This is a genomic window from Ruegeria sp. (assembly GCF_965199275.1).
Classification (GTDB): domain Bacteria; phylum Pseudomonadota; class Alphaproteobacteria; order Rhodobacterales; family Rhodobacteraceae; genus Ruegeria.
This window is the reverse complement of sequence record NZ_CBDAQX010000008.1, coordinates 196,369-222,813: the sequence shown is the minus strand read 5'-3', so window position 1 is coordinate 222,813 and position 26,445 is coordinate 196,369. Positions and strand designations below refer to the sequence as shown.

Here is a 26,445-nt window from a genome sequence, read left to right as displayed (position 1 = left end):
ACACTCCGAAACAATCGCTGGCGAAAAAAGTCCGTGTAGTGCCTTTTGGCAACCAAGGCATAATAATATCAATGACTTATACGAAAAAATGTCGGAAGTCAGGAAACAGGCTGCAAGACGTTGGCCTTTGGGGTGTTCCCAGCTTCCACGTCGACGGTCAGAGCATTTGGGGTCAGGATCGGCTCTGGGCTGTGGCTGATCTATTGGGCACTGAATCAAAACAGGCGCTGCCCGGGTTCGGATAGCGCCTGTTTCATGTTCCATGGCCGAAAGACTATTCTTCGGCCTCGTCCTCATCGCCCTGATCGGCGATCCAGGCGACGCTGACGACCTCTTCTCCTTTGCCGGTGTTGAATACCCGCACGCCACCGGCGCTGCGGGACCGGAAGGAAATGCCATCGACCGGCACTCGGATCGACTGACCTTTGGAGGTGGCCAGCATGATCTGGTCATCAATCTCGACCGGGAAGGAAGCCACAAGCTCTCCGCCGCGCATTGCTTTGTCCATTGCGGCAACGCCCATGCCGCCACGTCCGCGGACGGGGTAGTCGTGGCTGGAACTCAGCTTGCCTGCACCGCCCGCTGTAATGGTCAGGATCAGGTTCTCCGCGGCCGACATCTCGGCATAACGTTCCTGAGGCAAGACGCTGTCGGCATTGCCTTCTTCCTCATCGCCCTCGGCCTCATCGGTGACGCCCGCCATCAGACGGCGCATCTTGAGATAGGCGGCCCGCTCATCCGAGGTGGCATCGAAATGGCGGATGACGGACATCGAAACCACTTCATCATTGCCGGAGAGGCGCACACCGCGCACACCGACCGAAGAGCGGCTGTTAAACACCCGCACGTCCGTCGTCGGGAAGCGGATTGCGCGGCCGGATTTGGTGACCAGCATCACATCATCCTCTTCCGAGCAGATGCGCGCGTTTATCAGTTTCGTTTCGGCGTGCTCATCCTCGAACTTCATGGCGATCTTGCCGTTGCGCTTCACATTGGTGAAGTCCGACAGGCGGTTACGCCGTACGGTGCCCGCGCTTGTGGCGAAGACGACCTGAAGGTTTTCCCATTCCTCGTCAGGGACGTCGACCGGCATGATCGCCGCGATGGAGACTCCGGTCGGGATCGGCAGGATGTTGACGATCGCCTTGCCCTTGCCGGTACGCCCCGATTGCGGCAGGCGCCAAGTCTTCAGCTTGTAGACCATCCCGTCGGTCGTGAAGAACAGCAGCTGCGTATGGGTGTTGGCCACGAAGAGGGTGGTGACCACGTCCTCTTCCTTGGTCTGCATCCCCGACAGGCCCTTGCCACCACGCTTTTGCGCCCGGAAATCGGCCAGCGGAGTACGTTTGATATAGCCGCCCGAGGTGACGGTCACGACCATGTCTTCCCGCTCGATCAGGTCCTCGTCTTCCATGTCGCCGGACCAGTCGACGATCTCGGTGCGACGAGGCACGGCGAACTGTTCGCGCACTTCGCGCAGCTCATCGCCGATGATCGACATGATGCGTTCGCGCGAGGACAGAATATCGAGGTATTCCTTGATCTTGGCAGCCAGTTGCTCCAGCTCGTCCGTGACCTCTTTGACGCCCAGTTGGGTCAGGCGCTGCAGGCGCAACTCGAGGATCGCACGGGCCTGAACCTCGGTCAGGTTATAGGTGCCATCATCGTTCATCTTGGACAGCGGGTCGTCGATCAGGCGCAGATAGCCTTCGATCTCGGCCGCAGGCCAACGGCGGGTCATCAGTTTCTCGCGTGCCTCAGCCGCGTCTGCCGACGAACGGATGGTGGCAACCACTTCGTCCACGTTCGAGACGGCCACAGCCAAACCACACAAGATATGGCTACGCTCGCGCGCTTTACGCAGATCGTATGCGGTTCGGCGGGCTACAATATCCTCGCGGAAGTCGATGAAGGATGTTAGGAACCGGCGCAGGGTCAGTTGCTCGGGCCGACCACCATTCAGGGCCAGCATGTTGCAGCCAAACGACGTCTGCATTGGCGAGAAACGATAAAGCTGGTTCAGCACCACTTCGGGCGTTGCGTCGCGCTTCAGCTCAACCACGACACGCACGCCGTTGCGGTCGGATTCGTCCTGCACATGCGCTACGCCTTCGATGCGCTTTTCGCGCACCGCTTCGGCGATCTTTTCGATCATCGAAGCTTTGTTCACCTGATAGGGGATCTCATCCACGACAATGGCGTAGCGATCCTTGCGCAGTTCCTCGACTCGGGTCTTAGCGCGGATGATGACGCTGCCGCGGCCTTCCAGATAAGCTTTGCGCGCACCGGAGCGGCCCAACATGACGCCGCCGGTTGGGAAATCGGGGCCGGGGACGTATTCTATCAGTTGTTCGGAGGTCAGATCCGGATCGTCGATCAGAGCCAGCGTGGCGTCGACCACTTCGCCCAGATTGTGCGGCGGGATATTCGTGGCCATACCAACGGCGATACCACCGGCACCATTGACCAGCATGTTCGGGAAGCGGGCGGGCAGGACGGTCGGCTCTTTATCTTTGCCGTCGTAGTTGTCCTGAAAATCAACCGTTTCTTTTTCGATATCGGCCAGCAGGGCTGCGGCAGGTTTGTCCATCCGAACTTCGGTGTAACGCATGGCCGCTGGGTTATCGCCGTCCGATCGAAACCAAAGTTGCCCTGACCGTCCAGCAACGGCAGCGACATCGAGAAATCCTGCGCCATCCGCACCAGCGCATCATAGATCGCGCTATCGCCATGCGGGTGGTATTTACCCATCACATCGCCGACCGGACGGGCCGATTTGCGATAGGCCTTGTCATGCGTGTTACCGGTCTCGTGCATGGCGTACAAAATCCGCCGATGCACGGGTTTCAGGCCATCGCGCAGATCGGGGATCGCGCGGGAAACGATGACCGACATGGCATAGTCCAGATAGGACGTGCGCATCTCGGATTCGATGGAGACCGTCGGGCCGTCATAGACAGGGCGCTCGGGCGGGGTTTTATCCATGTTTTCAGGTGTTTCTGGCGTATCGCTCACGTAAACTGCTCGTTTCTTGTGCAGACTCTATATTTTGTGGTTCTACTCTATCAGACCCAGCACATAAGGTGCAAGCAAGCAACGAATCCGCGCGTGAAAATCCAAAGTAACACTCGGGTAACATCTTGTTATCCAAATGTTAGGTGGTTTTGCTGCTATCATAGAGAGACCCTGAATGAAATGAAAACAAACCAAAAACCCAGGAGGTCTGAATGCAGCAAAGCGAAACCGAATTGATGCTGAGGGGATACGGTCTGACGACGGCGGAATTCTTCTACCATATGCCTGACTATATCCATGTTCTGAATACGTTTATCTGGCAGGAATATGATCTCGCGCCAGATCATCCAAAACTGTTCGAATTCATCGATTTTTGGCAGCGTGAGATCGAGGGGCCTTTGCACTCGGTCAAGTTCACGCACCGCAAGATGATTGCGCCGGGGGAGTGGCGCAATATGGTGGGTGAGTTCCGCGTGAACTGACGCCTTATCCCGCCCGCCACGCGTAGACCGAACATCCGGTTGAGCCCGAGCTGGTGAAGCTGTTGCCATCTTCAGCCAGACGACCGCGCCATTGAACCGTGATGCCGGGGAAATAGTCGGTGCCGCTGATCTGTTGGTCATTCACATAGATCACCGTGTTGGCTTTTTGACCCAGCGAGTCGGTGAGGCTTCCGGTGTATTTGTTGCCACCGGCATGAGAGTAGCGCACTGTTCCGGTCACTTTGACGACCACCGCGCAAGTGGCCTTGAACTGCCAGGTGCCAGCCATCGTCACACTTGCCGACACAGGCGGCGCAGGGGCCGGTGTGGGGGACGGTGCAGCGACGACCTTGCAGATCGTGCCGCTTTTACCCTGCAACTCCTCCAGCGCGTGCTGAGTTCCCAAATCATCTGCCCCCAATTGCGACGCGCTCGCGTCGCGGTAGCGTGCAAAGGCCTGTCTTGTGCGTGGTCCGGCGACACCATCTGCGCCTCCGGCACTGCAGCCCAGTGCGTTCAAGGCCGATTGCGTGGCGCGCATCACTTCGCGCGAATCTGAAATGACCGGGGTGTCTGAGGCTTCGGGGGCTGGAGTGCGCTCTGTCTCGATTGGCAATTCGACCGAGGCTAGGCTGTCGCGCAATTGCAGAGCTACCTCGTAGGAGTAGTTCTCGGACTGTTCCTCATACTTCTCAAGAAAGGCGTCCAGCGCGGTCACCGTCCCGACCGAGCGGGCAAGCTCTAGATCTGCGCGCATGTCATCTGTCGGGGGCGTTGGTGTGATCCGTGGTACCGTCGCGACAGCTGGGGTGAAATAGAACTCTCCCAATAGCTCATCGTAGTAGGCCGGGATCTGCGTATGCTGAACGGTGCGGGACAGATCGCGCACCTCGCGCCGCAGGTCCGAGACCATACTGCGCAGCTCAAGCCCCGGTTCCGACAGGCGCGGCAGCAATGCGCGGGTGAAGACTGAGTTCTGCGCGGGTTCATCATCGCTCAGGCGGTCCAGCGCCATCTGGCCAGCCCCGGCTGAGAAGATCACGAACATACCCTCAGGCGCGTTGATGCGGCCCAGCCCGCGGGTGCGCCCGACACTGCGCCCCGATACGCTTTCGAACGGATTGTCGCGGCAGGCGTCTATGATCGCGATGGAGGTGCGCGCGCCGGTGGCGCGGACGCGGTCCAGCAGGTTCGACAGGGCGATGGATTCGGATTTCACGAAATCGGTCTCACCGGACGAGGGCGCAACAATATCGATGGGCAGCAGGTAATTCTCTCCGTCGATCTCAACCCCGTGACCGGCAAAGAACACAAAAGCGGTATCGCCAGCCTCAAGCCGAGCGGTGAAGTCCGCGATTTTCTGGTTCATACCACGCCGGTCGAGGTTGAGGCCTTGGATGGTTTCAAAGCCCAGGTTTTCCAGCTTGTTGGAAACCGCCTCGGCGTCGGCGACAGCTTTCTTCAGGTCAACGACCGAGTTGTACTGATCATTGCCGATCACCAGCGCCAAACGCTCTTGCGCCCAAAGCGGGGCGGCGAAACATGCAAATAGAAAAAACAGAAACTTGTTCATCTCAACAACCCAAACTGGAATGATCCTGTTACATCTATAGCGGAAAACCGCCGCGTCCCTCAGTGATTTGGATTACTTTGGCTGAACCCATCGAATACGACGCGGTTTTCGGGTCATGCGACGGAAAAAAGACGCAACATGATTGCGCTAACATTGGACATGACCTTAGGGGCAGGTTAAGGACAACTCATGGTTTCACGCGTCATTCCCGTCGATCCGTTCGATCTGGTCATTTTCGGCGGCACCGGAGATCTTGCGCAGCGCAAGATTCTACCTGCTTTGTTTCGCAGGTTCTGCGCGGGGCAATGGCCCGAAAGCGCGCGCATAATTGCGGCTGCGCGCAGTGAGCTTTCGACGGATGCGTTCCGGAAACTCGTGGCCGAGTCGTTGCGGAGCTATGCGCCCAGACGGTCGGGCGAGGTTGAGAATCTGCAAGGATTTCTGCAGCGCCTCGACTACGTCCAGTTGGATGCGCTCTCAACCGGCGGGTGGGATGAGCTGGCAGGCAAACTGACCCCGGACCGCGTGCGGGCGTTCTATTTCTCGGTTGGTCCCAGCCTGTTTGCCCCTCTGGCCGAACGTATCCGCGCGCATGCGCTTGCGACTAAGGATACAAGGATCGTGGTGGAGAAACCCTTTGGCCACGATCTGGAAAGTGCGCGGGATTTGAACGCAACGCTGGCGGCGCATTTCTACGAAGGGCAGATCTATCGGATCGACCACTATCTGGGGAAAGAAACCGTCCAGAACCTGATGGCCGTGCGATTTGGCAACATGCTGTTCGAGCCGCTTTGGAACAGTCAATACGTGGATCACATCCAGATCACTGTGGCCGAAACGGTCGGTGTAAAAGGGCGCGAAGACTATTACGAGCGCGCCGGAGCCATGCGCGACATGGTGCAGAACCACCTGATGCAACTGCTCTGCCTCATCGCGATGGAGCCGCCCGCCAAGTTCGATCCGGACGCTGTACGCGACGAAAAGCTCAAGGTCATCCGCGCGCTCGATCCGGTTGAGCCGCACCACATTGTACGCGGGCAGTTCGCTGCCGAGGCTGATGGGTCGGGCTATCGTGAGGTTGTCGGCAATCCCCGCTCGACCACGGAAAGTTACGTGGCCTTGAAGGCGCATATCAGCAATTGGCGATGGGCCGGGACGCCGTTCTACCTACGCACCGGCAAGCAGCTGGTGGCGCGCTCCTCGGTGATCAACGTGCAGTTTAAGGATGCGCCGCATTCGATCTTTGGCGAGGCAGCAGGGCGACACGCCAATGCCTTGTCCATCCGGTTGCAGCCGAATGAGGGGATCACCCTCAAGGTGACCATCAAAGAGCCGGGGCAGGGTGGAATGCGTCTGATTGACGTGCCGCTCGACATGAGCTTTGCCGAGGCGCTCGGTCCGGAAAATCAGGACCCGCCTGATGCCTATGAACGGCTGATCATGGACGTGATCCGGGGCAACCAGACCCTGTTCATGCGTGGTGATGAGGTTGAGGCCGCTTGGGCCTGGACCGATCCGATCATTGCCGGATGGCAGGCGCGGGGCGATGTCCCCAAACCCTATGACAGTGGCAGCACAGGGCCGGGCGACGCCGAGCTGCTGATGAAACGAGACGGTCGCCACTGGTAAGGAATCAAGCCATGAATATTCAGGAATATGCCGACCGCGACATGTTGGCGATCGACGTGGCCAACGCATTGGCCGGAGAATTAGAGGCCGCTTTGTTGCATGACGACACGGTGGCCCTTGCGGTGCCGGGCGGAACGACTCCGGGGCCGGTTTTCGATGTCCTCTGTGCCGCAGATCTGGACTGGGCGCGGATACGCGTGCTGCCGACCGACGAACGCTGTGTGCCTGCGGACAGTGACCGCTCGAACGAGCGTCTGATCCGCGAACGCCTTCTGACCAACCGCGCCTCGGTGGCGCAATACGTGCCGCTCTACGTCCCGGGGGCCGCACCCGAGGACGCTCTGCCTGAGATCGAGTCATTGATCGCACCGGTTCTGCCTTTGTCGGTACTGGTGTTGGGGATGGGAGGCGATATGCACACAGCCTCACTGTTTCCAGGAATGCAGGGGCTGGCTGACGCGCTGGACAGCAACGCGCCGACACTGGCCGTGGCGCGGACGGATGTGCAACCGGAACCGCGCATCACCCTGACGGCTCCGGTCCTAGATGGGGCCTTGTCGAAACACCTGATCATTTTCGGCGCCGAGAAGCGGGAAGCGCTGGAGAAGGCCATGTCTCTGCCGCCCGAAGAGGCGCCGATCGCGGCCGTTCTGGGCGGCATGACCGTGCATTGGGCGGAGTGAACCATGCAACTGGATAGATTGAAAGCACTGGCGGCATCACAGCAGGCGCGCATTCTCGACCTGTTCGAAGCGGACGCAGTTCGGGCACAGGATTTCTCCGCCTCAACCGGCGATATGCTGTTCGACTACTCAAAAACGCAGCTCGACGGCGAGATTCGGGACGCTCTGATCCAACTATGTGACCAAGCCGATCTGGCCGCGCGCCGTGAGGCGATGTTTTCTGGCCAGAAAATCAACGAGACCGAAGATCGCGCGGTGTTGCACACGGCGTTGCGAAACCTGGACGGCGACGCGGTGCAGGTCGATGGTCAGGATGTGATGCCGGACGTTTTGGACACCTTGCAGCGGATGCGTGTCTTCGCCGAGGAGGTGCGCGGAGGCACGGCAGCCGGGGCAGGGGGCAGCTTTACCGATGTGGTGAATATCGGTATCGGAGGCTCGGATCTGGGGCCAGTGATGGCGACCCATGCGCTGTCGCCCTACCATGATGGGCCGCGTTTGCACTATGTCTCGAACGTCGATGGCGCGCATATCGCGGATACGTTGCGCCAGTTGGACCCGACCCGGACATTGGTGATCGTGGCCTCGAAAACCTTCACGACGATTGAAACCATGACCAACGCCCGCACTGCAAGGGCCTGGATGAGCGAGGGCGGAGGCGACCCTGCAAGGCAGTTTGCCGCCGTCTCAAGCGCGTTGGACAAAACGCAGGCCTTCGGCATCCCCGAGGACCGCGTATTCGGTTTTGCCGATTGGGTCGGCGGGCGGTACTCCGTCTGGGGTCCTGTCGGTTTGCCGGTGATGATCGCGATCGGCTCGAACGCGTTCGATGCGTTCCTGCGGGGCGGGCAGGCTATGGACCTGCATTTCCGCTCGGCCGACTGGACCGAGAACGTTCCGGTTATGCTGGCCTTGGTCGGGATCTGGCATCGCCAGGTGCTGGGCCATGCCAGCCGCGCGGTGTTGCCCTACGACCAGAGGCTGCTGCGCTTGCCGGCTTATTTCCAGCAGCTTGAGATGGAATCGAACGGCAAAACGGTCGCAATGGATGGCAGCGCGCTGTCGGTGCCATCGGGGCCTGTTGTCTGGGGTGAGCCGGGCACCAATGGCCAGCATGCCTTCTACCAGTTGATCCATCAGGGCACCGACGTGAACCCTTGCGAATTCATGGTCGCCGCCGAAGGGCATGAGCCTGAACTGGCCCATCACCACCGCTTACTTCTGGCCAACTGCCTCGCGCAGTCCGAGGCTTTGATGCGTGGGCGATCTCTTGACGAAGCCAGCGCCCGTATGGCTGCCAAAGGCCTGCAGGGCGAAGAACTCGACCGTCAGGCACGGCATCGGGTGTTTCCGGGCAACCGGCCTTCGACTACCTTGATCTATCCCAAACTGACGCCCTTTGTGCTGGGGCAGATCATTGCGCTTTATGAACATCGGGTGTTCGTCGAAGGCGTTCTTCTGGGCATCAATTCCTTCGATCAATGGGGCGTTGAATTGGGCAAAGAACTTGCCACCTCACTCGGGCCGATCGTGGACGGAGAAGAAAGCGCCGACGACAAGGATGGCTCGACTGCGGCCTTGGTCGCCTATGCCCTGCGTCACCGCAATTGACGTGGTGAATTGCGGCCCGGGGCAACCTCGGGCTGCAATCTTTTTATTGTCAGACAAATAATTGCTTGGCAGGGTTCTTCCCAATGAACCGTCATGATTGATCGCCCGGCCACAGGCCCGCGTATCACTCAAAGCACGGAATGGCCGCGGTCAGCGTGGCCTGAACAAAAAAGGGAGGATGTCCATGCTGGGACAGATGATGACGCAGCCCTTGCTGATCTCGTCACTGATTGATCACGCCGAGCGCTACCACGGTCAGACGGAAATCGTGTCGGTTGAAACAGACGGCACCGTAACGCAGACCAATTGGTCCGAAGTGGCACGCAACGCTCGCCGGTTGGGATCGGCATTAACCAAGCTTGGACTGGAACCACAAGACCGCATCGGCACCCTGGCCTGGAACAACCGCCGCCACCTTGAGATCTACTATGCGACCTCGGGTGCCGGTTTCGTATGTCACACGATCAATCCGCGCCTTTTCCCCGAACAGCTGACCTACATCATCAACCACGCCCAGGATCGCGTTCTGTTCTTTGATGCAACCTTCATCCCTCTGGTCGCCGCGTTGCAAGAAGGGCTGGGGGAGGTTCATCACTTTGTGCTGATGGGGCCCCGTGATGAGGAAGCGGCGGCGCAGATCGACGGGCTGCAATTCTATGATGAACTGATCGAGACGGGCGATACCGATTTCGCATGGCCGGACTTGGATGAAAACACGGCCTCCGGCCTGTGTTACACTTCAGGCACGACGGGCCATCCCAAGGGGGTGCTGTACTCGCATCGCTCGACCGTATTGCATGGCTTTGCCTCGAATGCGCGAGACGTCATTGGCTATTCGGCGATGGATGTGGTGATGCCCGTGGTGCCGATGTTCCATGTAAATGCCTGGGGGTCGCCCTATGGCTGTGCTATGTCCGGGTCGCGCATGGTTCTGCCGGGGCCGGGACTGCATGGTGAGGCGCTGGTCAACTTGATTGACACTTATGGCGTGACGGTCGCGATGGGCGTTCCCACGATCTGGCAGGGTCTTCTAGCCCATGCCGGGCAATCCGACAGCAAACTCGCCAGTCTTGAGCGCACCGTGATCGGAGGCGCCGCTTGTCCGCCCTCGATGATCGAGACCTTCCGTGAGGTCTACGACGTCGATACCGTCCACGCCTGGGGTATGAGTGAAATGAGCCCGCTGGGCTCAACCAATGTCCCGATTGCCAAACATCGCGACCTGCCGATCGATGAGCAGCACCGCCTGCGCGAAAGCCAGGGGCGGCCTCCCTATGGGGTTGAGCTGAAGATCGTGGATGACGACGGCAATGACTTGCCCCATGACGGCGAAACCCAGGGCGACCTGATGGTGCGCGGCCCGTGGGTGCTGGACAGCTATTTCCAGATGCAGGACGAGACGCTTTTGCAGGACGGCTGGTTCGCCACCGGGGATGTCGCAACATTGGATGCCGACGGCTACATGACGATCCGCGACCGCTCCAAGGACATCATCAAATCAGGCGGCGAATGGATCAGCTCGGTCGAGTTGGAAAACATCGCGGTTGCCCATCCAAAACTCGCCACAGCCGCCGTTGTTGGTGTGGCGCACCCCAAATGGGATGAGCGCCCAATTCTGGTCGCCGTGAAGGCCGAGGGAGAGGAGCCGTCAGAGGAAGAACTGCTGTCCTTCTTCGATGGCAAGATCGCCAAATGGCAGGTGCCGGATAAGGTTGTGTTCATCGACGCTCTGCCGTTGAACGCCACGGGTAAGGTGCTGAAACGGACTTTGCGCACGCAGTTTGCCGACGCATTGATGGGGTGATCTGGGGGAATTGGCTCCGGCGGTAGGGATCGAACCTACGACCAATTGATTAACAGTCAACTGCTCTACCGCTGAGCTACGCCGGAACGGTTCGCGCCGTATAGCAAGCTGTTTTCATGGCGTCTAGATCATCTTGTGGGATTTTGAGTAAAATTATCAAACAGGCCGCTCCTCCTCGGTACTGATCTCGTCAGACTTCGGTTCAACCCCCGGTTCGTTTGCCGCGAGAGCGAATTGCAATTTGCTATCGTCGTTCGAAAAAGGCGCAAGAAGTACGCAAAATACGGCACTCGTCGGCAAAAAACGCAACAGCCGTTTCGAGACAGTGTTTGTCAGGCTTGAACACTGGTGTCGCGAAGTAGAGCGATGCGACCGATGACTCAAAAACCTCGTTCTAGACCATCGCCCTGGCTTTGACACTCATTTAGCTGCAAAAGAACTCAATGAGTTCAACACCCAAAGGCCGCTGCGCGTATATTTGCACGCTTGACCTTGATTTCCTGACTTCCGACATTTTTTCGTATAAGTCATTGATATTATTATGCCTTGGTTGCCAAAAGGCACTACACGGACTTTTTTCGCCAGCGATTGTTTCGGAGTGTTGAGGGAGCTCAGGCTTTGGTCTGGCCAGTTTTTCGGGTGCGCCCGGGGGGTATCTTGAAAGGGGCTTCGTTCCAGGTCAGGCCGACGCAGGTGAGGATGCGTCTGGCATCGACCGTGGCATGGCTTGGCATGCCGTAGCGGTCAGGGGTGCCTTTGTGGCGCAGGATCGAGAGCTGCAATGCGTTCAACTCGTTGCGGATACGAGCCGGGCTCATCGGGTGTCCGAGCAGGTCCAGATGCTTGCGCAGGTGCTGCAGGCAGCAGAAGGCCATGTAGCAGATGGCGATATGGGCCCGGACCCGACGCGGCGACCAGTGATAGATGGGCCGGATTTTCAGATCGTGCTTGTTGGTGCGGAAGCAGGCTTCGATCTCCCACAACTGGTGATAGCGGGCAATGACGTCCTGTGCCTCCAGTTCGTCCGCACCATGAACAACAATGGCATGCAGCCCGTCCCATTGTGCCGCTGCCTTGATCTTTGCATCATCCAGCGTGACGTCCCCGCTGTCGGGGAAGGCCAGGAAGCGGCCATATCCCCGGCTGCTGAAGCTGCCGGGTTTGCGAGAGCGCTTGAGCTTCTTGTGCAGCTTTTCGATTGCCTTGTCGCGCTTGTGGGCATCATTGCGTGCCCGGGTGGGTGACCAGGTCACAATGACCCGCGCTCCCTCCTGGTCGATCACCTTGTACCAGCCCTTCTCGGTTGCCTCTTCAGAACCGTGTCCAGCCCAAGGCTGGCGTCCCTCCGGGCTCAAAATGTTCGCCTTCACGGCGGCCGGGGCGGACTTCATGCGATAGCCGAGGATGTAGGGCAGACCCTTGTTCTGCAACATCTGCTGGTTGTCCTTGCTGAGCATGGCGGCATCGGCCACGAACGTGACCCTGGCCACGTCGAAGCGTCCCTCCAACGCCTTCAGCGCAGCTTCCAGCGTATGACCTTCCCAGGTGTTTCCCGGGAAGAGTTCATAGCCCACAGGCAGCCCATCGGAGGTGACGATCAGCGCCAGCATGACCTGAGCGCGGTGATGCTTGCCATCCTTGCTGAAGCCCTTGGCCAGAAGATGATCCTGCTCGACCCCGTCCGCATCCTCGGCCGGGTCCTCGCGCTCGGTGTCAAAGGCCAGGGTCGTGCAATCGTAGAACAGCACGGTCACTGGCCCGCCCAGCAACTTCTCTGCCGCCGCGTGAGAGGTTTTGCAAATCCCGTCTATCACCGGCGTATTGATGTAATCCATGCTCCGATAGACCACGTCCAGATTGAGCGTGATGCCTGCCTGGTTCTCCAACGCCTCCACGGTCGCGCGCTTGCTCTCGGGCTGTGCGATCCGCGCCATAACCAGCTCTTTCACAATGCGATTGGCACTTTTACGCGCCGCCCCCAGAAGGGCCCCCCAACCCAGTTGGTCATACATCGTCCCCATGACATCCCGCAGACCCAGAGAGACCCGCGCCTCCTCACGGCACTCGGCAAGATCAACGCCAAGCTTGTCCGGCCGCGGAGCGCGGCGCACCAGCGCCTGCAGATCGGCATATTCCGTGGGCGTGAACAGTTCCATTTGCGGCGAGCGATCAATGCGTAATTGCTCCATCAAGCGGCCCGCCAGACGCTTGATATCCTCAATCTCGCTGTCGTTATGGGCCACACCCACATGGCGCAGGATCTTCTGGCGTACCTTGGAGCCGGTGCGGACGGATTCAACGATCTGGATCCGTGTGCGGTTGAGCTTTGCGTCATGTTTGGTGCGGATGAACATGGGCGAAGAGGTTAGCCATCTGAAGGCCCATGTCAATACTTTTTATAATAATGGGGCACTACAACGCGCCTCTGAGCAACCACACCTGAAAACAAACCAAAAACCCAGTCAGATCAACAAAAAGGTCGGAAGTCAGGAGACTTCGGTTCAACCCCCGGTTCGTTTGCCGCGAGAGCGAATTGCAATTTGCTATCGTCGTTCGAAAAAGGCGCAAGAAGTACGCAAAATACGGCACTCGTCGGCAAAAAACGCAACAGCCGTTTCGAGACAGTGTTTGTCAGGCTTGAACACTGGTGTCGCGAAGTAGAGCGATGCGACCGATGACTCAAAAACCTCGTTCTAGACCATCGCCCTGGCTTTGACACTCATTTAGCTGCAAAAGAACTCAATGAGTTCAACACCCAAAGGCCGCTGCGCGTATATTTGCACGCTTGACCTTGATTTAGTTTTCTTTTGTTTGTCAGCTGCGGAGCGCAGTATCTGGTTCAAATCACTGTCGTTCGTGATACTTTTCTTTTGAGGTCAGTTAGATGCATTGCAACAGCTTGGAGACCGAATTGAACACAGCTCAGCTCAAGAAACCAGTTCTGACTATGCCTAATGACGTGCAGGAAGTACTGCGCGAGTACTATCAAAAATCTTCTGTCATTCTGGGGGATCCATGTATTAGCGGGGGGACTGGAGAACAAAAAAGTCTATAGTGTGGAAAGCGATCAATACTGGGCTCAAATGATGCAGCGGTGGTTCCAGGAAAATCCACCCAAGGCGGGTACCGAAGTCAATATTTCATGGGTGAAAATTGGGAAAACAAAGAAATGGGGTTTCCCGGTAAATAGCAAGGAATCAAACCGGTTTCCCGGATAGCCATTGTCAATTTGGCAAAGCGATGGTTTTCAGCATCCTGACGTTGTCCTGGTGGATGGAAGGTTTCGCGTCGGCTGTGCCCTGGCGACGGCTTTTAACATCAAGCGACCGGTGACACTTTTGTTTGATGATTACCTTCATCGTCCGCGTATGCGCGCTGCCGAAGAGTTTCTTAAAGCTCCGAAATTTGTCGGTCGGATGGCGATTTTTGACGTAGAGCCTTTGGAGATTCCAGTAGATCGACTGGTTCGCGTTATTCGTTTTTTTGACAACAGCTTAGTTGAATCCTTCACCCCCATGTTGTGTGGCTCTTTGGGAGCTATGCTTAATTTTGAGGTGTGAGACTACTGTGGGTTCTACCAAACGGAGGAGGTGGACTCTTTTGTACGAATAATACCCGACATAGCTCTAACCCTATTTGCCGGTTTCCTCACCAAGACCTGCGAAGGTTCTACGCAGAGGAAAACTAACCAACTTGCTGAGAAGATTGGCTCCGGCGGTAGGGATCGAACCTACGACCAATTGATTAACAGTCAACTGCTCTACCGCTGAGCTACGCCGGAACTGAGGGGCGTATAACAACCCCGATTTTTGACGTCCAGAGGGGAAGCGCGAGAAAACTGAATTTTTTCGCACGCTCATGAAAGTCGCCGGAAAACCGCGCCTGACGCAATCGGGCCATCGTAGGTGACTTTGGATTTTCCTGCCAAATCAATCAAATGCGCCAGGACGTTACGCTCGGCTGCGGGCAGCAGAGCTTTTGGGGTGTCGGTGTAAATACGCTCAGCCAATTGCCTGGCCGAGCCTTGCCGATCTGCCAGCGCCGCCAGGATTTGCGCTTCTCGTCCTAGCCTATGCTGAATCAACCACTCCAACCGCTCGGCAGGATTTTCGATCGGCGCGCCGTGACCCGCGTGAAAGACGGACCAGTCGCGCTGTTGCAGCCGGTGGCAGGCCGCCATGAAATCGGTGAGATCTCCGTCAGGGGGAGAGACGAGCGAGCTGGCCCAACCCATCACGTGATCCGCCGTAAAGCACACATCGCCCCAGGCCAGCGCGATATGATTGCCAAGATGACCGGGGGCGTGGATGACCTCAAGCTGCCAGTCGTCGCCTGTGATGAGTTCTCCGTCCGCCAATTCGATATCCGGTCGGAAAGCGGTGTCGATGCCTTCTCCGCCTTGCACCATGCCACTTTTGGCGAGGTCGGTCATGACCGCACTGCGCCCGGCCTCGGGGCCTCCAAAGGCCAGAATAGGGGCACCGGTGCGGGCCGAGAGTGGGGCGGCTAGAGGCGAATGATCCAGATGGGTGTGGGTCACGAGGATATGGCTGATTCTCTGATCGGGTGTCAGTGCGTCCAGAATCGCCTCCAAATGCGCGTCGCACAGCGGTCCGGGGTCGATCACCGCCAGATCCCGCGTCCCCAGAAGATAGGTGTTTGTGCCCCGATACGTCATCGGCGAAGGATTTGGAGCCAAAATGCGCCGCAAACCCGGATCCAACTCCTGGGCCACGCCAGCCGGCGGGTTGAATTCCTCAGGTGCCTGCATTCTGTCCTCTTTCTCTTGTCCGGGCAGCCCGCTAGGTTTAGCGCATGTCCACGCAATGGCTCAAACCCTATATGCCGCGCGGCCTGTATGTCCGGGCTGCGCTGATTCTTGTCCTGCCGGTGGTGGCCTTGCTGCTAGTGGTGGGCATTGCGTTCCTGCAAAAGCATCTGGAGGACGTGACCGCGCAAATGACGCAAGCCGCCGCGCGTGAGGTCCGACTGATCACTCAGACCATGGCCGAATCTGAGACTCGGCAACAGGCGCTGGCCGCCGTGCGTCCCGATCTAAGCGCTTTGTCCATGAAGATGCAGTTCCTCGATGCGGATGAAATGCCGGAAATCGGTCGGCGCCGGTGGTATGACTTTATTGCGCCACAGGTTGAGGCAGATCTCATGGCAGAATTGCCCGACCTTGCGGCGGTTGCCCTGCCCAGCGGGCAAGAGGCACGCCTGTATATGCCCACTCATCTGGGCCTGTTGCAGCTGACCTTTGATCGACGGCGTCTGTCCCCTGCAGCGCCGCATCAGTTGATTGTGACGATGGTTTTCTTTGCCATCATCATGACCTCGATCTCGTTTCTATACATGCGCAATCAGCTGCGGCCCATTACGCGGCTTGCGGATGCTGCGCAGGCTTTTGGTCGCGGACGGGTGGTGCCGTATTCCCCCGGCGGTGCGGTCGAGGTTCGGGCCGCGGGCAACGCTTTTCTCGACATGCGGGCGAGGATCGAGCGGCAGATGGAGCAGCGGACAATGATGCTGTCGGGTGTCAGCCATGACCTGCGTACGCCGCTGACACGGCTTAAGCTTGGCCTATCAATGCTGCCCGAAGAAGAGGCTGCGCCGTTGCAGCAGGACGTGACCGAGATGCAGTCGCTTCTGGATGCGTTCCTCGACTTTTCACGCGGTGCCGCAGAAGGCGCGCCCGAAGAGGTCGATCCCGAAGCCTTGCTTGCGCAGATTGTCAGCGACGCAAAACGGGCAGGCCATCAAGCGGAACTGGTAGCAGTCGACGGGCAGGGGACCGTGATGTTGCGGCCATCGGCCATGCGCCGGGCGGTTGAGAACCTGATCGGCAACGCCGTGCGCTATGGCAGCAAAGCGGATGTCAGCCTGACGCTTACGCCCAAATCCCTGCGTATCCGGGTCGAGGATGATGGACCGGGCATCCCGCCCGAACAGCGGACCGAGGCCGTTAAGCCTTTTTCCCGGCTGGACCCTGCACGCAATCAGAACCAAGGCAGCGGTGTTGGTCTGGGCCTTGCCATCGTAGCTGACATCGCCCGTGCCCATGGCGGCGTCTTGCGCCTAGGCAAAAGCGAGCGACTGGGCGGGCTTTGCGCCGACATCATCGTAGGGCGCTAGAGGCGCGGCGTTCTTATGAAAACGGCGGAATTTGGTAGGCCCGGCAGGACTTGAACCCGCAACCAAAGCGTTATGAGCGCTCTGCTCTAACCAATTGAGCTACAGGCCCGCCTGAGCGCTTTGAGTACCACGGTGGTCGCCCGCGTCAAGCCTGACCGTTGCATCAAAGCGCACAATCGACTAACCCGCCCGCAAACCATTCATGAGGGATAGGCCATGACAGCGGGCAAGAACGGAATCACCTACGCCGACGCGGGTGTGGATATTGATGCAGGCAATGCTCTGGTCGACCGCATCAAGCCTGCCGCCAAACGCACCAATCGCCCTGGTGTCATGAGCGGCCTGGGCGGGTTCGGCGCTCTGTTTGACCTCAAGGCCGCTGGCTACAAAGACCCCATTCTGGTTGGAGCAACTGACGGCGTTGGCACCAAGCTGCGGATCGCGATTGATACCGGTGTTGTCGATGGCGTCGGCATTGATCTGGTCGCAATGTGCGTCAACGACCTGATCTGCCAGGGCGCTGAGCCATTGTTCTTTCTCGATTATTTCGCCACTGGCAAGCTGGACACCGATACCGCCGCGCGGATCATCGAAGGGATTGCCGAAGGCTGCGCTCAGTCGGGTTGCGCCCTGATCGGTGGTGAAACCGCCGAGATGCCGGGCATGTATCCCGATGGTGATTTCGATCTGGCCGGGTTCTCGGTCGGCGCGATGGAGCGTGGTGCCGATCTGCCCGACGGCGTAGCGGCGGGCGACGTTCTGTTGGGATTGGCCTCCAACGGGGTGCATTCCAACGGCTACTCCTTGGTGCGCAAACTGGTCGAGATTTCCGGGCTGGGCTGGGAGGCCGACTCGCCCTTTAGCGGCGGCACACTGGGCGAGTCGCTGCTGACGCCGACGCGGCTTTATGTGAAGCCTGCTCTGTCTGCAATCCGGGCCGGGGGTGTGCATGCGCTGGCCCATATCACCGGCGGCGGTCTGACCGAAAACCTGCCGCGTGTTCTGCCCGAAGGCCTGGGCGCGCAGATCGATTTGGACGCATGGGATTTGCCGCCTGTCTTCGGTTGGATGGCCGAAACTGGCGGGATTGCCGAAGCTGAGATGTTGAAGACTTTCAATTGCGGCATCGGCATGATCGTGGTCTGCGCCGAAGATCAGGCCGACGCGCTGACGGCTTTGCTGGCTAAGGCGGGTGAGACCGTGTCGCGCATCGGCACCGTAACTGACAAGGCTGGCGTGGCCTATTCGGGCAAACTGCTGTGAGCCACAAGCGCGTCGCGATCCTGATTTCCGGCGGCGGGTCAAACATGGTTTCTCTGGTCGACAGCATGACCGGAGACCACCCTGCGCGCCCATGTCTGGTTCTGTCCAACGACGCGCAGGCCGGTGGTCTGGCAAAGGCGCGGGATCGCGGCATTGAAACGGCTGTGGTTGATCACCGCCCCTTTAAAGGGGATCGAGCGGCGTTTGAGGCGGAACTGCTGAAACCGCTTGAGGCTGCGCAACCCGATATTGTCTGTCTGGCCGGGTTCATGCGGGTCCTGACCGGCGATTTCGTCTCGCGCTTTCAAGGGCGGATGCTTAACATTCACCCCTCGCTTCTGCCGAAATACAAGGGCCTGCATACCCACGCCCGCGCGATCGAAGCCGGTGACGCCGAACACGGCTGCACCGTGCATGAGGTCACCGCGGCGTTGGATGATGGCCCAATTCTGGGGCAGGCGCGGGTCGCCATTGCGCCCGAGGACACCCCCGACAGCCTGGCCGCCAAAGTGTTGGTTTATGAGCATCAGCTCTACCCGCCGGTGCTGCGGCGGTATGCGGAAGGCAACAGGTCCGTTCTTATGCTGCCCTGATCGCCCTTGGGTGATTTACACCCGGCGGAAATTCGTCCTATGGTCGCCGATAACGCTCGGGACGGTAGAAAAACGGGCAGTCACACAAAGAACAAGAATAGTACGGCGCATGAGAACTCTGACAACGACGCAAGAGCTGGCTGATTTCTGCTCGGCTGCTGCTGCCTTTCCCTATGTCACTGTAGATACCGAATTTCTGCGCGAGCGGTCCTACTATTCAAAACTGTGTCTGGTGCAGCTTGCCGTCCCTTCTGAGGATGAAGACAGCGCCGTTCTGGTCGACCCGCTGGCCGATGGTATCTCGCTTGAGCCGCTCTATGAGCTGTTCCGGAATGAGGGCGTGGTCAAGGTGTTCCACGCCGCGCGTCAGGATCTGGAAATCTTCTGGGTCGATGCGCATGTGTTCCCGACGCCGCTGTTTGACACGCAGGTTGCTGCGATGGTTTGCGGCTTTGGAGAACAGGTCGGCTATGAGACGCTGGTGCGCAAGATCTGCAAGCAGGGGGTGGATAAAACCTCGCGCTTTACTGACTGGTCGCGGCGCCCTTTGACAGATGCGCAAAAGACCTATGCGCTGGCCGATGTGACCCATCTGCGCAAGATTTACGAACATCTCGCGGCCGAGCTTGAGAAAACCAAGCGCAGCCATTGGGTGTCCGAGGAGTTGCGCATCCTGACCCAGCCCGGCACCTATGACATCCGGCCCGAGGATGCTTGGAAGCGTGTTAAAACGCGGACGAATTCGGCCAAGTTTCTGGCGGTTGTGCGGGAGCTGGCACATTTCCGCGAATCCCATGCGCAGGACAACAACATCCCGCGCAACCGCGTGTTCAAGGATGACGCGCTGATCGAGCTGGCCTCGACCAAACCCAAAACGCCATCGGACCTTGGCGGCTCGCGCCTATTACTGCGAGAGGCGCGCAAAGGGGCGATTGCAGAAGGCATTCTGACGGCCGTCAAAAAGGGTGTGAACTGTCCGCCTGAACAATTGCCCAAGGTCGACACGAGCCGCGACAAGCTAAAGGTGAACCCGGCGTTGGCGGATCTGTTGCGGGTGCTGTTGAAATCGAAAACCGAAAGCTCGGGCGTGGCGGCAAAGCTGATCGCCACCAGCGCCGAACTGGACCAGATCGCAGCGGGCGAGCGGGGTCTTCCCTCCATGACTGGCTGGAGGTTCGAGGTATTCGGTGAGGATGCTCTGAAGCTGTGCGAAGGCAAGATCGCACTGGCGGCAAAGGGACAAAGCGTGAAGGTCGTGCCCCTCTGACCGTTTAGCGGCGGCGCGACTCCAAGGCGTTTTGCTGTCCAACCACACGGACCAGTCGAATGCCTTCAAGCTCTTGCCGGGAGACGTTGATGGCGTCTGAGACCATGCGCGAACGCTCTGTACCCTGCGCCGTCTGCGCCTTGGGGTAGTTCACCCGGAAGGTAAACTCCATCACGCCGTTCTTCTGGTTTTCTTCCGAATCCACGGGAACCAGACGGGCGTTGAACGCGCCTTGGCGTTGCGCCGTGCCCGAGGAATAGACGATCGCTCCGGTGGGCGTTGCGTCGATGCGCAGTTCGTCGATTTTTGCGATCGGAACGCTGGTGTCTTCTTCTATGGGACGGTCAAACAAGCCGATGCCATCGCTTTGTCTCGGCACCAGGGCATACGCCTCGTCTACCGGAGCGGTTTCGACCGGGGCGGGCTGGCTGGATCCGAACCAGTTCGACGGGTTCGCCCGTGAATTGCGCCAGCTATTGCAGGCAGACAGGGTCAACGCGGCGATGATAAGAAGAGACAGTGATTTTTGCATGGACCCACGGCTTTAACAGTCATTCACGCAATGGGTTAGCGCAATTTCCTTGCCTTGAAAAGCCACGGCGAGGGCTGGACAGGGGGCTATCGTCGGCATAGGTCACAATTGTGAATGAAACAGAAGGACCGCCGCGCCATGGCAACGCCCGCCTTTGAAGAAATTGTCGAAGATTTCGAGTTCCTTGAGGATTGGGAGGACCGCTATCGCCATGTGATCGAACAGGGCAAAGCGATGGAGCCGCTGGACGATGCGCTGAAAGTTCCAGCCACCAAAGTGGACGGCTGCGCCAGCCAGGTGTGGCTGCACCCGATGATCGACGGTGGTGTGTTTCGGTTCGATGGGGATAGCGACGCGTTGATCGTTCGTGGTCTAATCGCGGTTTTACGTTTGCTTTACAACGACTTGCCAGTGGCCGAAGTGATCAAGGTCGATGCCGGCGGAGAGCTGGCGCGGTTGGGCCTGAATGACCACCTGTCCGCGCAGCGGTCGAACGGTCTGAGGGCGATGATCGAACGCATCCGCGAGGTTGCGCAGGAAAAAGCGTAGCGTCAGCGCGTTCTGGTCGCCCAATCGGTCAACGTGGTTTCCAGATCGCCATAGCCGGTCAAGCGGCGCTCAAAATCCAGACCCATACGCTCAGCACATTCCTGTGCGCGTGCCGTCAGCGCGGGATCATCTGTTTGGGCCTGATAGACCAGTTTGGTGTAGTTCCCGAAATACATGTCTCGTAGCTGAGGATGACGATCCAGCCCCAGCGGTTTCCAGACGAATGCATCGAACTGCCGGGCCAGAAAATCGGTCAGGTAGAATGCGGTTGTCTCGTCCTCGCTTTGCGCGGCAAAGGCCTCATTCCCTTCGAAGAACGAATAGCAATGCGGGCCTTTGACCATCTCGACACCCAGCTGGTCACACGCCTGTTGCAGCAGGCCACCGGTGCCGCAATCCGCGTAGACAACGAAGACCTGATCGTAGCGCTCACGATGCTTGGCAATCGCGTCCTCTACGGCCTGAGTGATCTTTTCGGGGTGGACATGAAGGATCGCGGGCAGGCAGGTCAGGTCCATATGGTCCCAGCCGTTGCGGGTCTTGAGGTCCAGAATCTCGCGCGCCAAGGCCCCGCAGGCCAGCAACAGAATACGTCCCTTGCCGGTTTCTTCATATCCATCGGTCGTCAGACTAGCGTCATCGGGATGTTGGCTCTTTGACATTCCTAGGTCCTCTGGCTGGCTGGTCCGGGTGATTTTGCCCGAAAACGCGGCTTGAAACAAAAAAGGGCCGCCCGAAATCGAGCGGCCCTTTCAGAACAGAAACGGTGTTCTTATCCCGCCAGCTGGTTGTGCTTGCGCGAGACGAAGTCCTTGGCTGTCTCAACAGCCACAGCCGCGTCACGGCAATATGCATCAGCGCCGATGGCTTTGCCGAACTCTTCGTTCAGTGGCGCGCCGCCGACCAGAACGATGTAGTCATCGCGAACGCCTTGCTCGACCAGCGTGTCGATCACGACTTTCATGTAAGGCATGGTCGTGGTCAGCAGGGCCGACATGCCCAGGATGTCGGGCTGTTCGTTTTCCAGCGCTTCCAGGTAGTTTTCGACCGGGTTGTTGATGCCGATGTCGACAACTTCGAAGCCAGCGCCTTCCATCATCATCGAAACAAGGTTCTTGCCGATGTCATGGATGTCGCCCTTTACGGTGCCGATGACCATCTTGCCAACGCGCGGTGCACCTGTTTCAGCCAGCAGAGGCTTCAGGATCGCCATACCGCCTTTCATGGCGTTGGCGGCCAGCAGAACCTCTGGCACAAACAGGATGCCGTCGCGGAAGTCGTGGCCAACCACGGTCATGCCGCCGACCAGAGCTTTGGTCAGAATGTCGTAGGGGGTCCAGCCGCGCTCGAGAAGGATGTTGGTGCCTTCTTCAATCTCTTCTTTCAGGCCGTCGTAGAGATCGTCGAACATCTGTTCAACAAGCTCTTCGTCGTTCAGTTCGGACAGGATGATGTCTTCTTCGTCGGACATGGGGTGTTTTCCTGAGCTGTGCGGACCCTTGGTCCGAGGTGGCATTTTTTTCGTTTTGGCCAAAACGTCGCAGATTTACTGTGACGATTGCGACCTCGGCGGTTTCGGGACCGACGTTTATGTCAAAAATCGGCATCGGGCGACAGAATAATATGCATGATCATCCTGTGTCTGGCTCAGGTTAGCAAAAACAGGGGGTGGTTGCCTCGCGTTCAGTATTCGCTTACCTATGAGGTGAGAACATAAGGTGAACACATGCAACCTCAACCCAATATCCGCGCTCGGGGGACCGCATCTAATGACGCGGGTCGCTTTGAAAAACTTGCCACGGTCCAGACGGATGACGGTTGGGACATCGAAGAAGACCAACCGCTTCTGAGAACCGAGGTCCGGGACGAGGTGGCGCGCAGTGTGATCACCTATAATCGCTCGCCAGACCTGCCGTTCGACCGCTCGATAAACCCGTATCGGGGGTGCGAGCATGGCTGTGTCTATTGCTTTGCGCGGCCCAGTCACGCCTATCTGGGGCTGTCTGCAGGGTTGGATTTTGAGACCCGTTTGACCGCGCGTGGCAATGCGGCCGAAGTGCTGCGCAGGGAATTGTCCGCGCGCTCCTACAAAGTCGCGCCAATTGCCTTGGGCACCAACACTGACCCTTATCAACCTGTTGAAAAAGAACGCAGGATCACACGGGCCTGTCTTGAGGTTCTGAGGGATTTCAACCACCCTATAGCGATCGTGACCAAAGGGACATTGATCGAGAGGGATATGGATATTCTTGCCCCCATGGCCGCGCGGGGGCTGGTCCGCGTCGGGATATCCCTGACAACTATGGACGCGGGCCTGTCCCGCCGGATGGAGCCGCGCGCGCCGTCTCCCAAACGGCGGCTGGAGGTCATTCGACGTCTCACCGGGGCAGGGGTGCCGGTGCGGGTAATGACCTCGCCCGTTGTGCCCGGGCTAACCGATCATGAACTGGAGACTCTGCTGGAGGCCGGGCATGAGGCCGGTGCCGACACCGCGAGCTGGATCATGCTGCGCCTACCCCGAGAGGTGTCGGTGCTGTGGCAGGACTGGCTGGCCGAACATGAACCCGCGCGGGCCGAAAAGGTCACGACGCGGCTGCGCGAAATGCATGGTGGTCGCGACTATGACCCGCGCTGGGGTCACCGGATGCGGGGAGAAGGTGAGTATGCCGAATTGATCGCAAAGCGCTTCAAGGTGGCCGTTAAACGTTTAGGCCTGAAGGTGAAGTCCGACGACCTGCGTCGCGATCTTTTCGCAAAACCTGCGCAGCCGGGCGATCAAATGAGCCTGTTTTAGGCCGCGCGTCAGAAACTGATACCGATCCCGGCTGTGAACCCGTTGACCGTGTCGCTGCCATAGTAACGAACCATGATCCGGGTTGTGCTTACCCATGGAACCCAGGTGTCAGACAGATCGACCTCAATCCCGCCGCCAACTCGGGCCAGCCAATCTGTGCCCAGAACAATCGACTGATCCCCGACCAGGTAAGAGATAGACAGATCCCCGACCCAACGCACCGGTCGGCCAAACATCCGACCGCCTGTCGGAAACCGGTACCGTGACCAAAGCACTGCATTTGCAGCCGTCGATTGCACGAGGAGGTCTTCGTCGTCACCAATGGGCCAGTATTCGATATGCGTGTAGCGAAGGCTCATCTCGAACTCTCGGTCATTGGTCAGAGGGCGTGCGTAATCCAGCGTCAGCGAACCGCCCGCACCTCCGGCCCAGAGACCGCCGCTTTCAAGGAAATCGGCTTCTATGCCAAGCCGCTCTGCTATCACTTGGGCGGCGACTGACGTGTCAGATTGGGTGCGCCCGATCGAGATATGCGCCATGGGCGTCAGTTTCCAGCGCTCTCCCAGGTCGAACTGGTATCCGATACCGCCTGTTACAGCGGCGCTCGTCCATTTGAGCGGCAACGTGGTGGTCTCGCCGGAGCCAGAGAAGAACAGGACCGGGTCATAGCGCGCATAGCCGATATAGCCTTCAAGGTAGATGGGTACGCCTTCGCTCAGCCGAAAGCCCCCGCCCAATTGCGCGGATTTGAAGTCGTACTCGCGGTTTCCCGTGTTCGATTGCAGCGAGATCGCACTGGCTGAGTCATCAGGGATGCCAGCAAGGCCTAAAATCGCCAGAGAACCCGCCGCGTTTTCGCGCTGGATCTGTTTGAAAATGTCCTCAAGAATCCCTTGCGCCAAACCAGACGCCGGAAATGCAAAGAACACCAGAAAGGCTATTTGAAGGAACCGACATACCATCGCAACACAGGGTTTCTACAATTTCACGAGACCATATCCATGGTCTTAGGCTGAGAGAAGCAGGCGCAAAAACCGCCGGGGCAAGTGACGCAGCGCTACAACAACTCAGGATCAAAAAAAGGCCCCGGAGAACGTCCGGAGCCTTGATTTCTTAACTTAACGCGCGGTTCAGCGCTTTTCGATATCCACGTAGTCGCGGAGTGTTTCGCCCAGATACAGCTGACGCGGGCGGCCAATCTTGTTCTGAGGATCGGCGATCATCTCTTTCCACTGGCTGACCCAGCCAACTGTGCGCGACAGGGCGAAGATAGGTGTGAACATCGAGGTTGGGAAGCCCATCGCCTCGAGGATGATGCCCGAATAGAAGTCCACGTTCGGGAACAGTTTCTTCTCGGCGAAATACGGATCTTCCAGCGCCTGTTTTTCCAGCGCTTTGGCGACCTGAAGCTTGGGGTTGTTTTCGACACCCAGCAGATCCAGCACTTCGTCAGCCGATTGCTTCATCACCTTCGCACGCGGATCGAAGTTTTTGTAAACCCGGTGACCGAAGCCCATCAGACGGAACGGATCGTTCTTGTCCTTAGCGCGGGCGATGTATTCGGGGATACGATCAACGGTGCCTATCTCTTCCAGCATCTCAAGGCAGGCCTGGTTCGCACCACCATGCGCCGGGCCCCAGAGGCAGGCGATACCAGCAGCGATACACGCAAACGGGTTCGCGCCCGAGGACGACGCCAAACGCACGGTCGAGGTTGAGGCGTTCTGTTCGTGATCCGCGTGCAAGGTAAAGATGCGATCCATCGCACGGCTGAGGATCGGGTTCACCTCATACTCTTCGGCCGGAACGCTGAAGCACATGCGCAGGAAGTTCGACGCATAGTCCAGATCGTTGCGCGGATACACGAAGGGCTGGCCTGTGTGGTACTTGTAGGCCCAAGCCGCAATCGTTGGCATCTTGGCGATCAGGCGGTGCGAGGCGACCTCGCGCTGATGCGGGTCCGAGATATCGGTCGAATCGTGATAGAAGGCCGACATCGCGCCGACAACACCAACCATAATGGCCATCGGGTGCGCGTCGCGACGGAAGCCGCGGTAAAAATACTGCATCTGCTCGTGCAGCATGGTGTGACGCGTGATCGTGGATTCGAATGTTTCGAGATCTTTTGCGACCGGCAGCTCTCCGTAAAGAAGCAGGTAGCAGACTTCGAGGAAGTGGGACTTTTCGGCCAGCTGATCAATCGGGTAGCCGCGGTGCAGCAACTCACCTTTGTCGCCGTCGATATAGGTAATGGTGCTGTCGCAGCTGGCGGTCGAGGTAAAGCCGGGGTCGTAGGTGAACACACCTGCCTGACCGTAAAGCTTGCGAATATCGACAACATCAGGCCCAGCAGTTGGAGAGTGAACGGGCAACTCATACTCTTTGCCATGTACGGTCAGAGTTGCTGTCTTATTGCTATCAGTCATGGTTGTCCCTTCTTCATTTGTGCGCAGGTCAGTTCATTGCCCTGACCTGCGGGCAATGGCTGCGCGCGGGCGCGCAGCCCGGGTGTGTT

Annotated in this window: 21 protein-coding genes, 3 tRNA genes and 1 pseudogene; 13 read left to right on the top strand and 12 right to left on the bottom strand. The window is 58.5% G+C overall.

Annotated features, from left to right (window positions below):
* Positions 1–274: 274 nt before the first annotated feature.
* A pseudogene (gyrA, locus tag ACOERD_RS03295) lies at positions 275–2,817 on the bottom strand (DNA gyrase subunit A).
* A 410-nt stretch (positions 2,818–3,227) separates the two neighbouring features.
* Here gyrA and ACOERD_RS03290 point away from each other — a divergent pair.
* Complete coding sequence (locus ACOERD_RS03290) at positions 3,228–3,497, top strand: usg protein (protein ID WP_170700535.1); 270 nt, start codon at positions 3,228–3,230, stop codon at positions 3,495–3,497.
* Positions 3,498–3,501: 4 nt separating this feature from the next.
* On the opposite strand, the gene ACOERD_RS03285 is transcribed toward ACOERD_RS03290, so the two are convergent.
* The gene (locus ACOERD_RS03285; protein ID WP_419738042.1) at positions 3,502–5,070 is read right to left on the bottom strand and encodes a caspase family protein; all 1,569 of its coding nucleotides are present in this window, start codon (positions 5,068–5,070) and stop codon (positions 3,502–3,504) included.
* 189 nt (positions 5,071–5,259) lie between these two features.
* Here ACOERD_RS03285 and zwf point away from each other — a divergent pair, with 189 nt between their 5' ends.
* The 4 genes from zwf (at position 5,260) to ACOERD_RS03265 (ending at position 10,797) form a co-directional block, all read left to right on the top strand.
* Positions 5,260–6,699, top strand: coding sequence for a glucose-6-phosphate dehydrogenase (zwf, locus tag ACOERD_RS03280; RefSeq protein ID WP_419738041.1), 1,440 nt, complete (start codon positions 5,260–5,262; stop codon positions 6,697–6,699).
* A gap of 11 nt (positions 6,700–6,710) precedes the next feature.
* Positions 6,711–7,382 carry a 6-phosphogluconolactonase gene (gene pgl / locus ACOERD_RS03275; RefSeq protein ID WP_419738040.1) on the top strand — a complete coding sequence of 224 codons (672 nt, stop codon included), beginning with the start codon at positions 6,711–6,713 and terminating at the stop codon, positions 7,380–7,382.
* Between the two features lie 3 nt (positions 7,383–7,385).
* Positions 7,386–8,993, top strand: a complete 1,608-nt coding sequence (pgi, locus tag ACOERD_RS03270; protein ID WP_419738039.1) for a glucose-6-phosphate isomerase — start codon at positions 7,386–7,388, stop codon at positions 8,991–8,993.
* Between the two features lie 184 nt (positions 8,994–9,177).
* The gene (locus ACOERD_RS03265) at positions 9,178–10,797 is read left to right on the top strand and encodes a long-chain-fatty-acid--CoA ligase (RefSeq protein WP_419738038.1); all 1,620 of its coding nucleotides are present in this window, start codon (positions 9,178–9,180) and stop codon (positions 10,795–10,797) included.
* Between the two features lie 11 nt (positions 10,798–10,808).
* On the opposite strand, the gene ACOERD_RS03260 is transcribed toward ACOERD_RS03265, so the two are convergent.
* Both ACOERD_RS03260 and ACOERD_RS03255 read right to left on the bottom strand, forming a co-directional pair.
* Positions 10,809–10,883, bottom strand: a tRNA-Asn gene (locus ACOERD_RS03260).
* A gap of 525 nt (positions 10,884–11,408) precedes the next feature.
* The gene (locus tag ACOERD_RS03255; protein ID WP_419737624.1) at positions 11,409–13,151 is read right to left on the bottom strand and encodes an IS1634 family transposase; all 1,743 of its coding nucleotides are present in this window, start codon (positions 13,149–13,151) and stop codon (positions 11,409–11,411) included.
* On the opposite strand from ACOERD_RS03255, the gene ACOERD_RS03250 reads away from it, so the two are divergent.
* Both ACOERD_RS03250 and ACOERD_RS03245 read left to right on the top strand, forming a co-directional pair.
* Positions 13,144–13,458 carry a hypothetical protein gene (locus tag ACOERD_RS03250; RefSeq protein WP_419738037.1) on the top strand — a complete coding sequence of 105 codons (315 nt, stop codon included), beginning with the start codon at positions 13,144–13,146 and terminating at the stop codon, positions 13,456–13,458. The genes ACOERD_RS03255 and ACOERD_RS03250 overlap by 8 nt on opposite strands.
* 560 nt (positions 13,459–14,018) lie before the next feature.
* Entirely contained in the window at positions 14,019–14,357 is a 339-nt protein-coding gene (locus tag ACOERD_RS03245) for a hypothetical protein (protein ID WP_419738036.1), read from the top strand.
* A gap of 146 nt (positions 14,358–14,503) precedes the next feature.
* Here the strand turns inward: ACOERD_RS03245 and ACOERD_RS03240 are convergent.
* Together ACOERD_RS03240 and ACOERD_RS03235 are read right to left on the bottom strand one after the other, a co-directional pair.
* Positions 14,504–14,578: transfer RNA gene (locus tag ACOERD_RS03240), tRNA-Asn, on the bottom strand.
* Between the two features lie 75 nt (positions 14,579–14,653).
* On the bottom strand, positions 14,654–15,568 hold the full coding sequence (locus ACOERD_RS03235) for an MBL fold metallo-hydrolase (protein ID WP_419738035.1): 915 nt from the start codon (positions 15,566–15,568) through the stop codon (positions 14,654–14,656).
* A gap of 44 nt (positions 15,569–15,612) precedes the next feature.
* Here ACOERD_RS03235 and ACOERD_RS03230 point away from each other — a divergent pair, with 44 nt between their 5' ends.
* The gene (locus tag ACOERD_RS03230; protein ID WP_419738034.1) at positions 15,613–16,932 is read left to right on the top strand and encodes an ATP-binding protein; all 1,320 of its coding nucleotides are present in this window, start codon (positions 15,613–15,615) and stop codon (positions 16,930–16,932) included.
* Between the two features lie 32 nt (positions 16,933–16,964).
* Here the strand turns inward: ACOERD_RS03230 and ACOERD_RS03225 are convergent.
* Positions 16,965–17,041 (bottom strand) — tRNA-Ile (locus ACOERD_RS03225).
* 107 nt (positions 17,042–17,148) lie between these two features.
* On the opposite strand from ACOERD_RS03225, the gene purM reads away from it, so the two are divergent.
* The 3 genes from purM (at position 17,149) to rnd (ending at position 20,055) form a co-directional block, all read left to right on the top strand.
* Positions 17,149–18,195, top strand: a complete 1,047-nt coding sequence (gene purM, locus ACOERD_RS03220; RefSeq protein WP_419738033.1) for a phosphoribosylformylglycinamidine cyclo-ligase — start codon at positions 17,149–17,151, stop codon at positions 18,193–18,195.
* Positions 18,192–18,788 carry a phosphoribosylglycinamide formyltransferase gene (purN, locus tag ACOERD_RS03215; protein ID WP_419738032.1) on the top strand — a complete coding sequence of 199 codons (597 nt, stop codon included), beginning with the start codon at positions 18,192–18,194 and terminating at the stop codon, positions 18,786–18,788. Before purM ends, purN begins: the two co-directional genes overlap by 4 nt.
* Positions 18,789–18,897: 109 nt before the next feature.
* Complete coding sequence (gene rnd / locus ACOERD_RS03210; protein WP_419738340.1) at positions 18,898–20,055, top strand: ribonuclease D; 1,158 nt, start codon at positions 18,898–18,900, stop codon at positions 20,053–20,055.
* Positions 20,056–20,059: 4 nt separating this feature from the next.
* On the opposite strand, the gene ACOERD_RS03205 is transcribed toward rnd, so the two are convergent.
* Complete coding sequence (locus tag ACOERD_RS03205; protein WP_419738031.1) at positions 20,060–20,587, bottom strand: hypothetical protein; 528 nt, start codon at positions 20,585–20,587, stop codon at positions 20,060–20,062.
* Positions 20,588–20,725: 138 nt separating this feature from the next.
* Between ACOERD_RS03205 and ACOERD_RS03200 the strand changes: the two genes are divergently transcribed.
* Entirely contained in the window at positions 20,726–21,136 is a 411-nt protein-coding gene (locus ACOERD_RS03200) for a SufE family protein (RefSeq protein WP_170374327.1), read from the top strand.
* A 2-nt stretch (positions 21,137–21,138) separates the two neighbouring features.
* Here the strand turns inward: ACOERD_RS03200 and ACOERD_RS03195 are convergent, their stop codons facing one another.
* Positions 21,139–21,798: a DUF1638 domain-containing protein gene (locus tag ACOERD_RS03195; RefSeq protein ID WP_419738030.1), complete on the bottom strand. Its 660-nt coding sequence runs from the start codon at positions 21,796–21,798 to the stop codon at positions 21,139–21,141.
* A 110-nt stretch (positions 21,799–21,908) separates the two neighbouring features.
* Complete coding sequence (locus ACOERD_RS03190; protein ID WP_170373819.1) at positions 21,909–22,607, bottom strand: cobalamin B12-binding domain-containing protein; 699 nt, start codon at positions 22,605–22,607, stop codon at positions 21,909–21,911.
* Positions 22,608–22,862: 255 nt separating this feature from the next.
* Between ACOERD_RS03190 and ACOERD_RS03185 the strand changes: the two genes are divergently transcribed.
* On the top strand, positions 22,863–23,930 hold the full coding sequence (locus tag ACOERD_RS03185; RefSeq protein WP_419738029.1) for a PA0069 family radical SAM protein: 1,068 nt from the start codon (positions 22,863–22,865) through the stop codon (positions 23,928–23,930).
* 8 nt (positions 23,931–23,938) lie between these two features.
* On the opposite strand, the gene ACOERD_RS03180 is transcribed toward ACOERD_RS03185, so the two are convergent.
* Positions 23,939–24,832: an autotransporter outer membrane beta-barrel domain-containing protein gene (locus ACOERD_RS03180; protein ID WP_419738028.1), complete on the bottom strand. Its 894-nt coding sequence runs from the start codon at positions 24,830–24,832 to the stop codon at positions 23,939–23,941.
* Positions 24,833–25,060: 228 nt separating this feature from the next.
* Positions 25,061–26,356 (bottom strand): citrate synthase, encoded by a 1,296-nt coding sequence (gene gltA, locus ACOERD_RS03175; protein ID WP_170373816.1) that lies wholly within the window; start codon positions 26,354–26,356, stop codon positions 25,061–25,063.
* Between the last annotated feature and the right edge of the window lie 89 nt (positions 26,357–26,445).

Excerpts from the sequence above, each read along its gene's own strand:
- ACOERD_RS03290 (WP_170700535.1), top strand. The coding sequence starts at position 3,228 with ATGCAGCAAAGCGAAACCGAATTGATGCTGAGGGGATACGGTCTGACG.
- ACOERD_RS03285 (WP_419738042.1), bottom strand. The coding sequence starts at position 5,070 with ATGAACAAGTTTCTGTTTTTTCTATTTGCATGTTTCGCCGCCCCGCTT.
- zwf (WP_419738041.1), top strand. The coding sequence starts at position 5,260 with ATGGTTTCACGCGTCATTCCCGTCGATCCGTTCGATCTGGTCATTTTC.
- pgl (WP_419738040.1), top strand. The coding sequence starts at position 6,711 with ATGAATATTCAGGAATATGCCGACCGCGACATGTTGGCGATCGACGTG.
- pgi (WP_419738039.1), top strand. The coding sequence starts at position 7,386 with ATGCAACTGGATAGATTGAAAGCACTGGCGGCATCACAGCAGGCGCGC.
- ACOERD_RS03265 (WP_419738038.1), top strand. The coding sequence starts at position 9,178 with ATGCTGGGACAGATGATGACGCAGCCCTTGCTGATCTCGTCACTGATT.
- ACOERD_RS03250 (WP_419738037.1), top strand. The coding sequence starts at position 13,144 with ATGAACATGGGCGAAGAGGTTAGCCATCTGAAGGCCCATGTCAATACT.
- ACOERD_RS03255 (WP_419737624.1), bottom strand. The coding sequence starts at position 13,151 with ATGTTCATCCGCACCAAACATGACGCAAAGCTCAACCGCACACGGATC.
- ACOERD_RS03235 (WP_419738035.1), bottom strand. The coding sequence starts at position 15,568 with ATGCAGGCACCTGAGGAATTCAACCCGCCGGCTGGCGTGGCCCAGGAG.
- ACOERD_RS03230 (WP_419738034.1), top strand. The coding sequence starts at position 15,613 with ATGTCCACGCAATGGCTCAAACCCTATATGCCGCGCGGCCTGTATGTC.
- purM (WP_419738033.1), top strand. The coding sequence starts at position 17,149 with ATGACAGCGGGCAAGAACGGAATCACCTACGCCGACGCGGGTGTGGAT.
- rnd (WP_419738340.1), top strand. The coding sequence starts at position 18,898 with ATGAGAACTCTGACAACGACGCAAGAGCTGGCTGATTTCTGCTCGGCT.
- ACOERD_RS03205 (WP_419738031.1), bottom strand. The coding sequence starts at position 20,587 with ATGCAAAAATCACTGTCTCTTCTTATCATCGCCGCGTTGACCCTGTCT.
- ACOERD_RS03200 (WP_170374327.1), top strand. The coding sequence starts at position 20,726 with ATGGCAACGCCCGCCTTTGAAGAAATTGTCGAAGATTTCGAGTTCCTT.
- ACOERD_RS03195 (WP_419738030.1), bottom strand. The coding sequence starts at position 21,798 with ATGTCAAAGAGCCAACATCCCGATGACGCTAGTCTGACGACCGATGGA.
- ACOERD_RS03190 (WP_170373819.1), bottom strand. The coding sequence starts at position 22,607 with ATGTCCGACGAAGAAGACATCATCCTGTCCGAACTGAACGACGAAGAG.
- ACOERD_RS03185 (WP_419738029.1), top strand. The coding sequence starts at position 22,863 with ATGCAACCTCAACCCAATATCCGCGCTCGGGGGACCGCATCTAATGAC.
- gltA (WP_170373816.1), bottom strand. The coding sequence starts at position 26,356 with ATGACTGATAGCAATAAGACAGCAACTCTGACCGTACATGGCAAAGAG.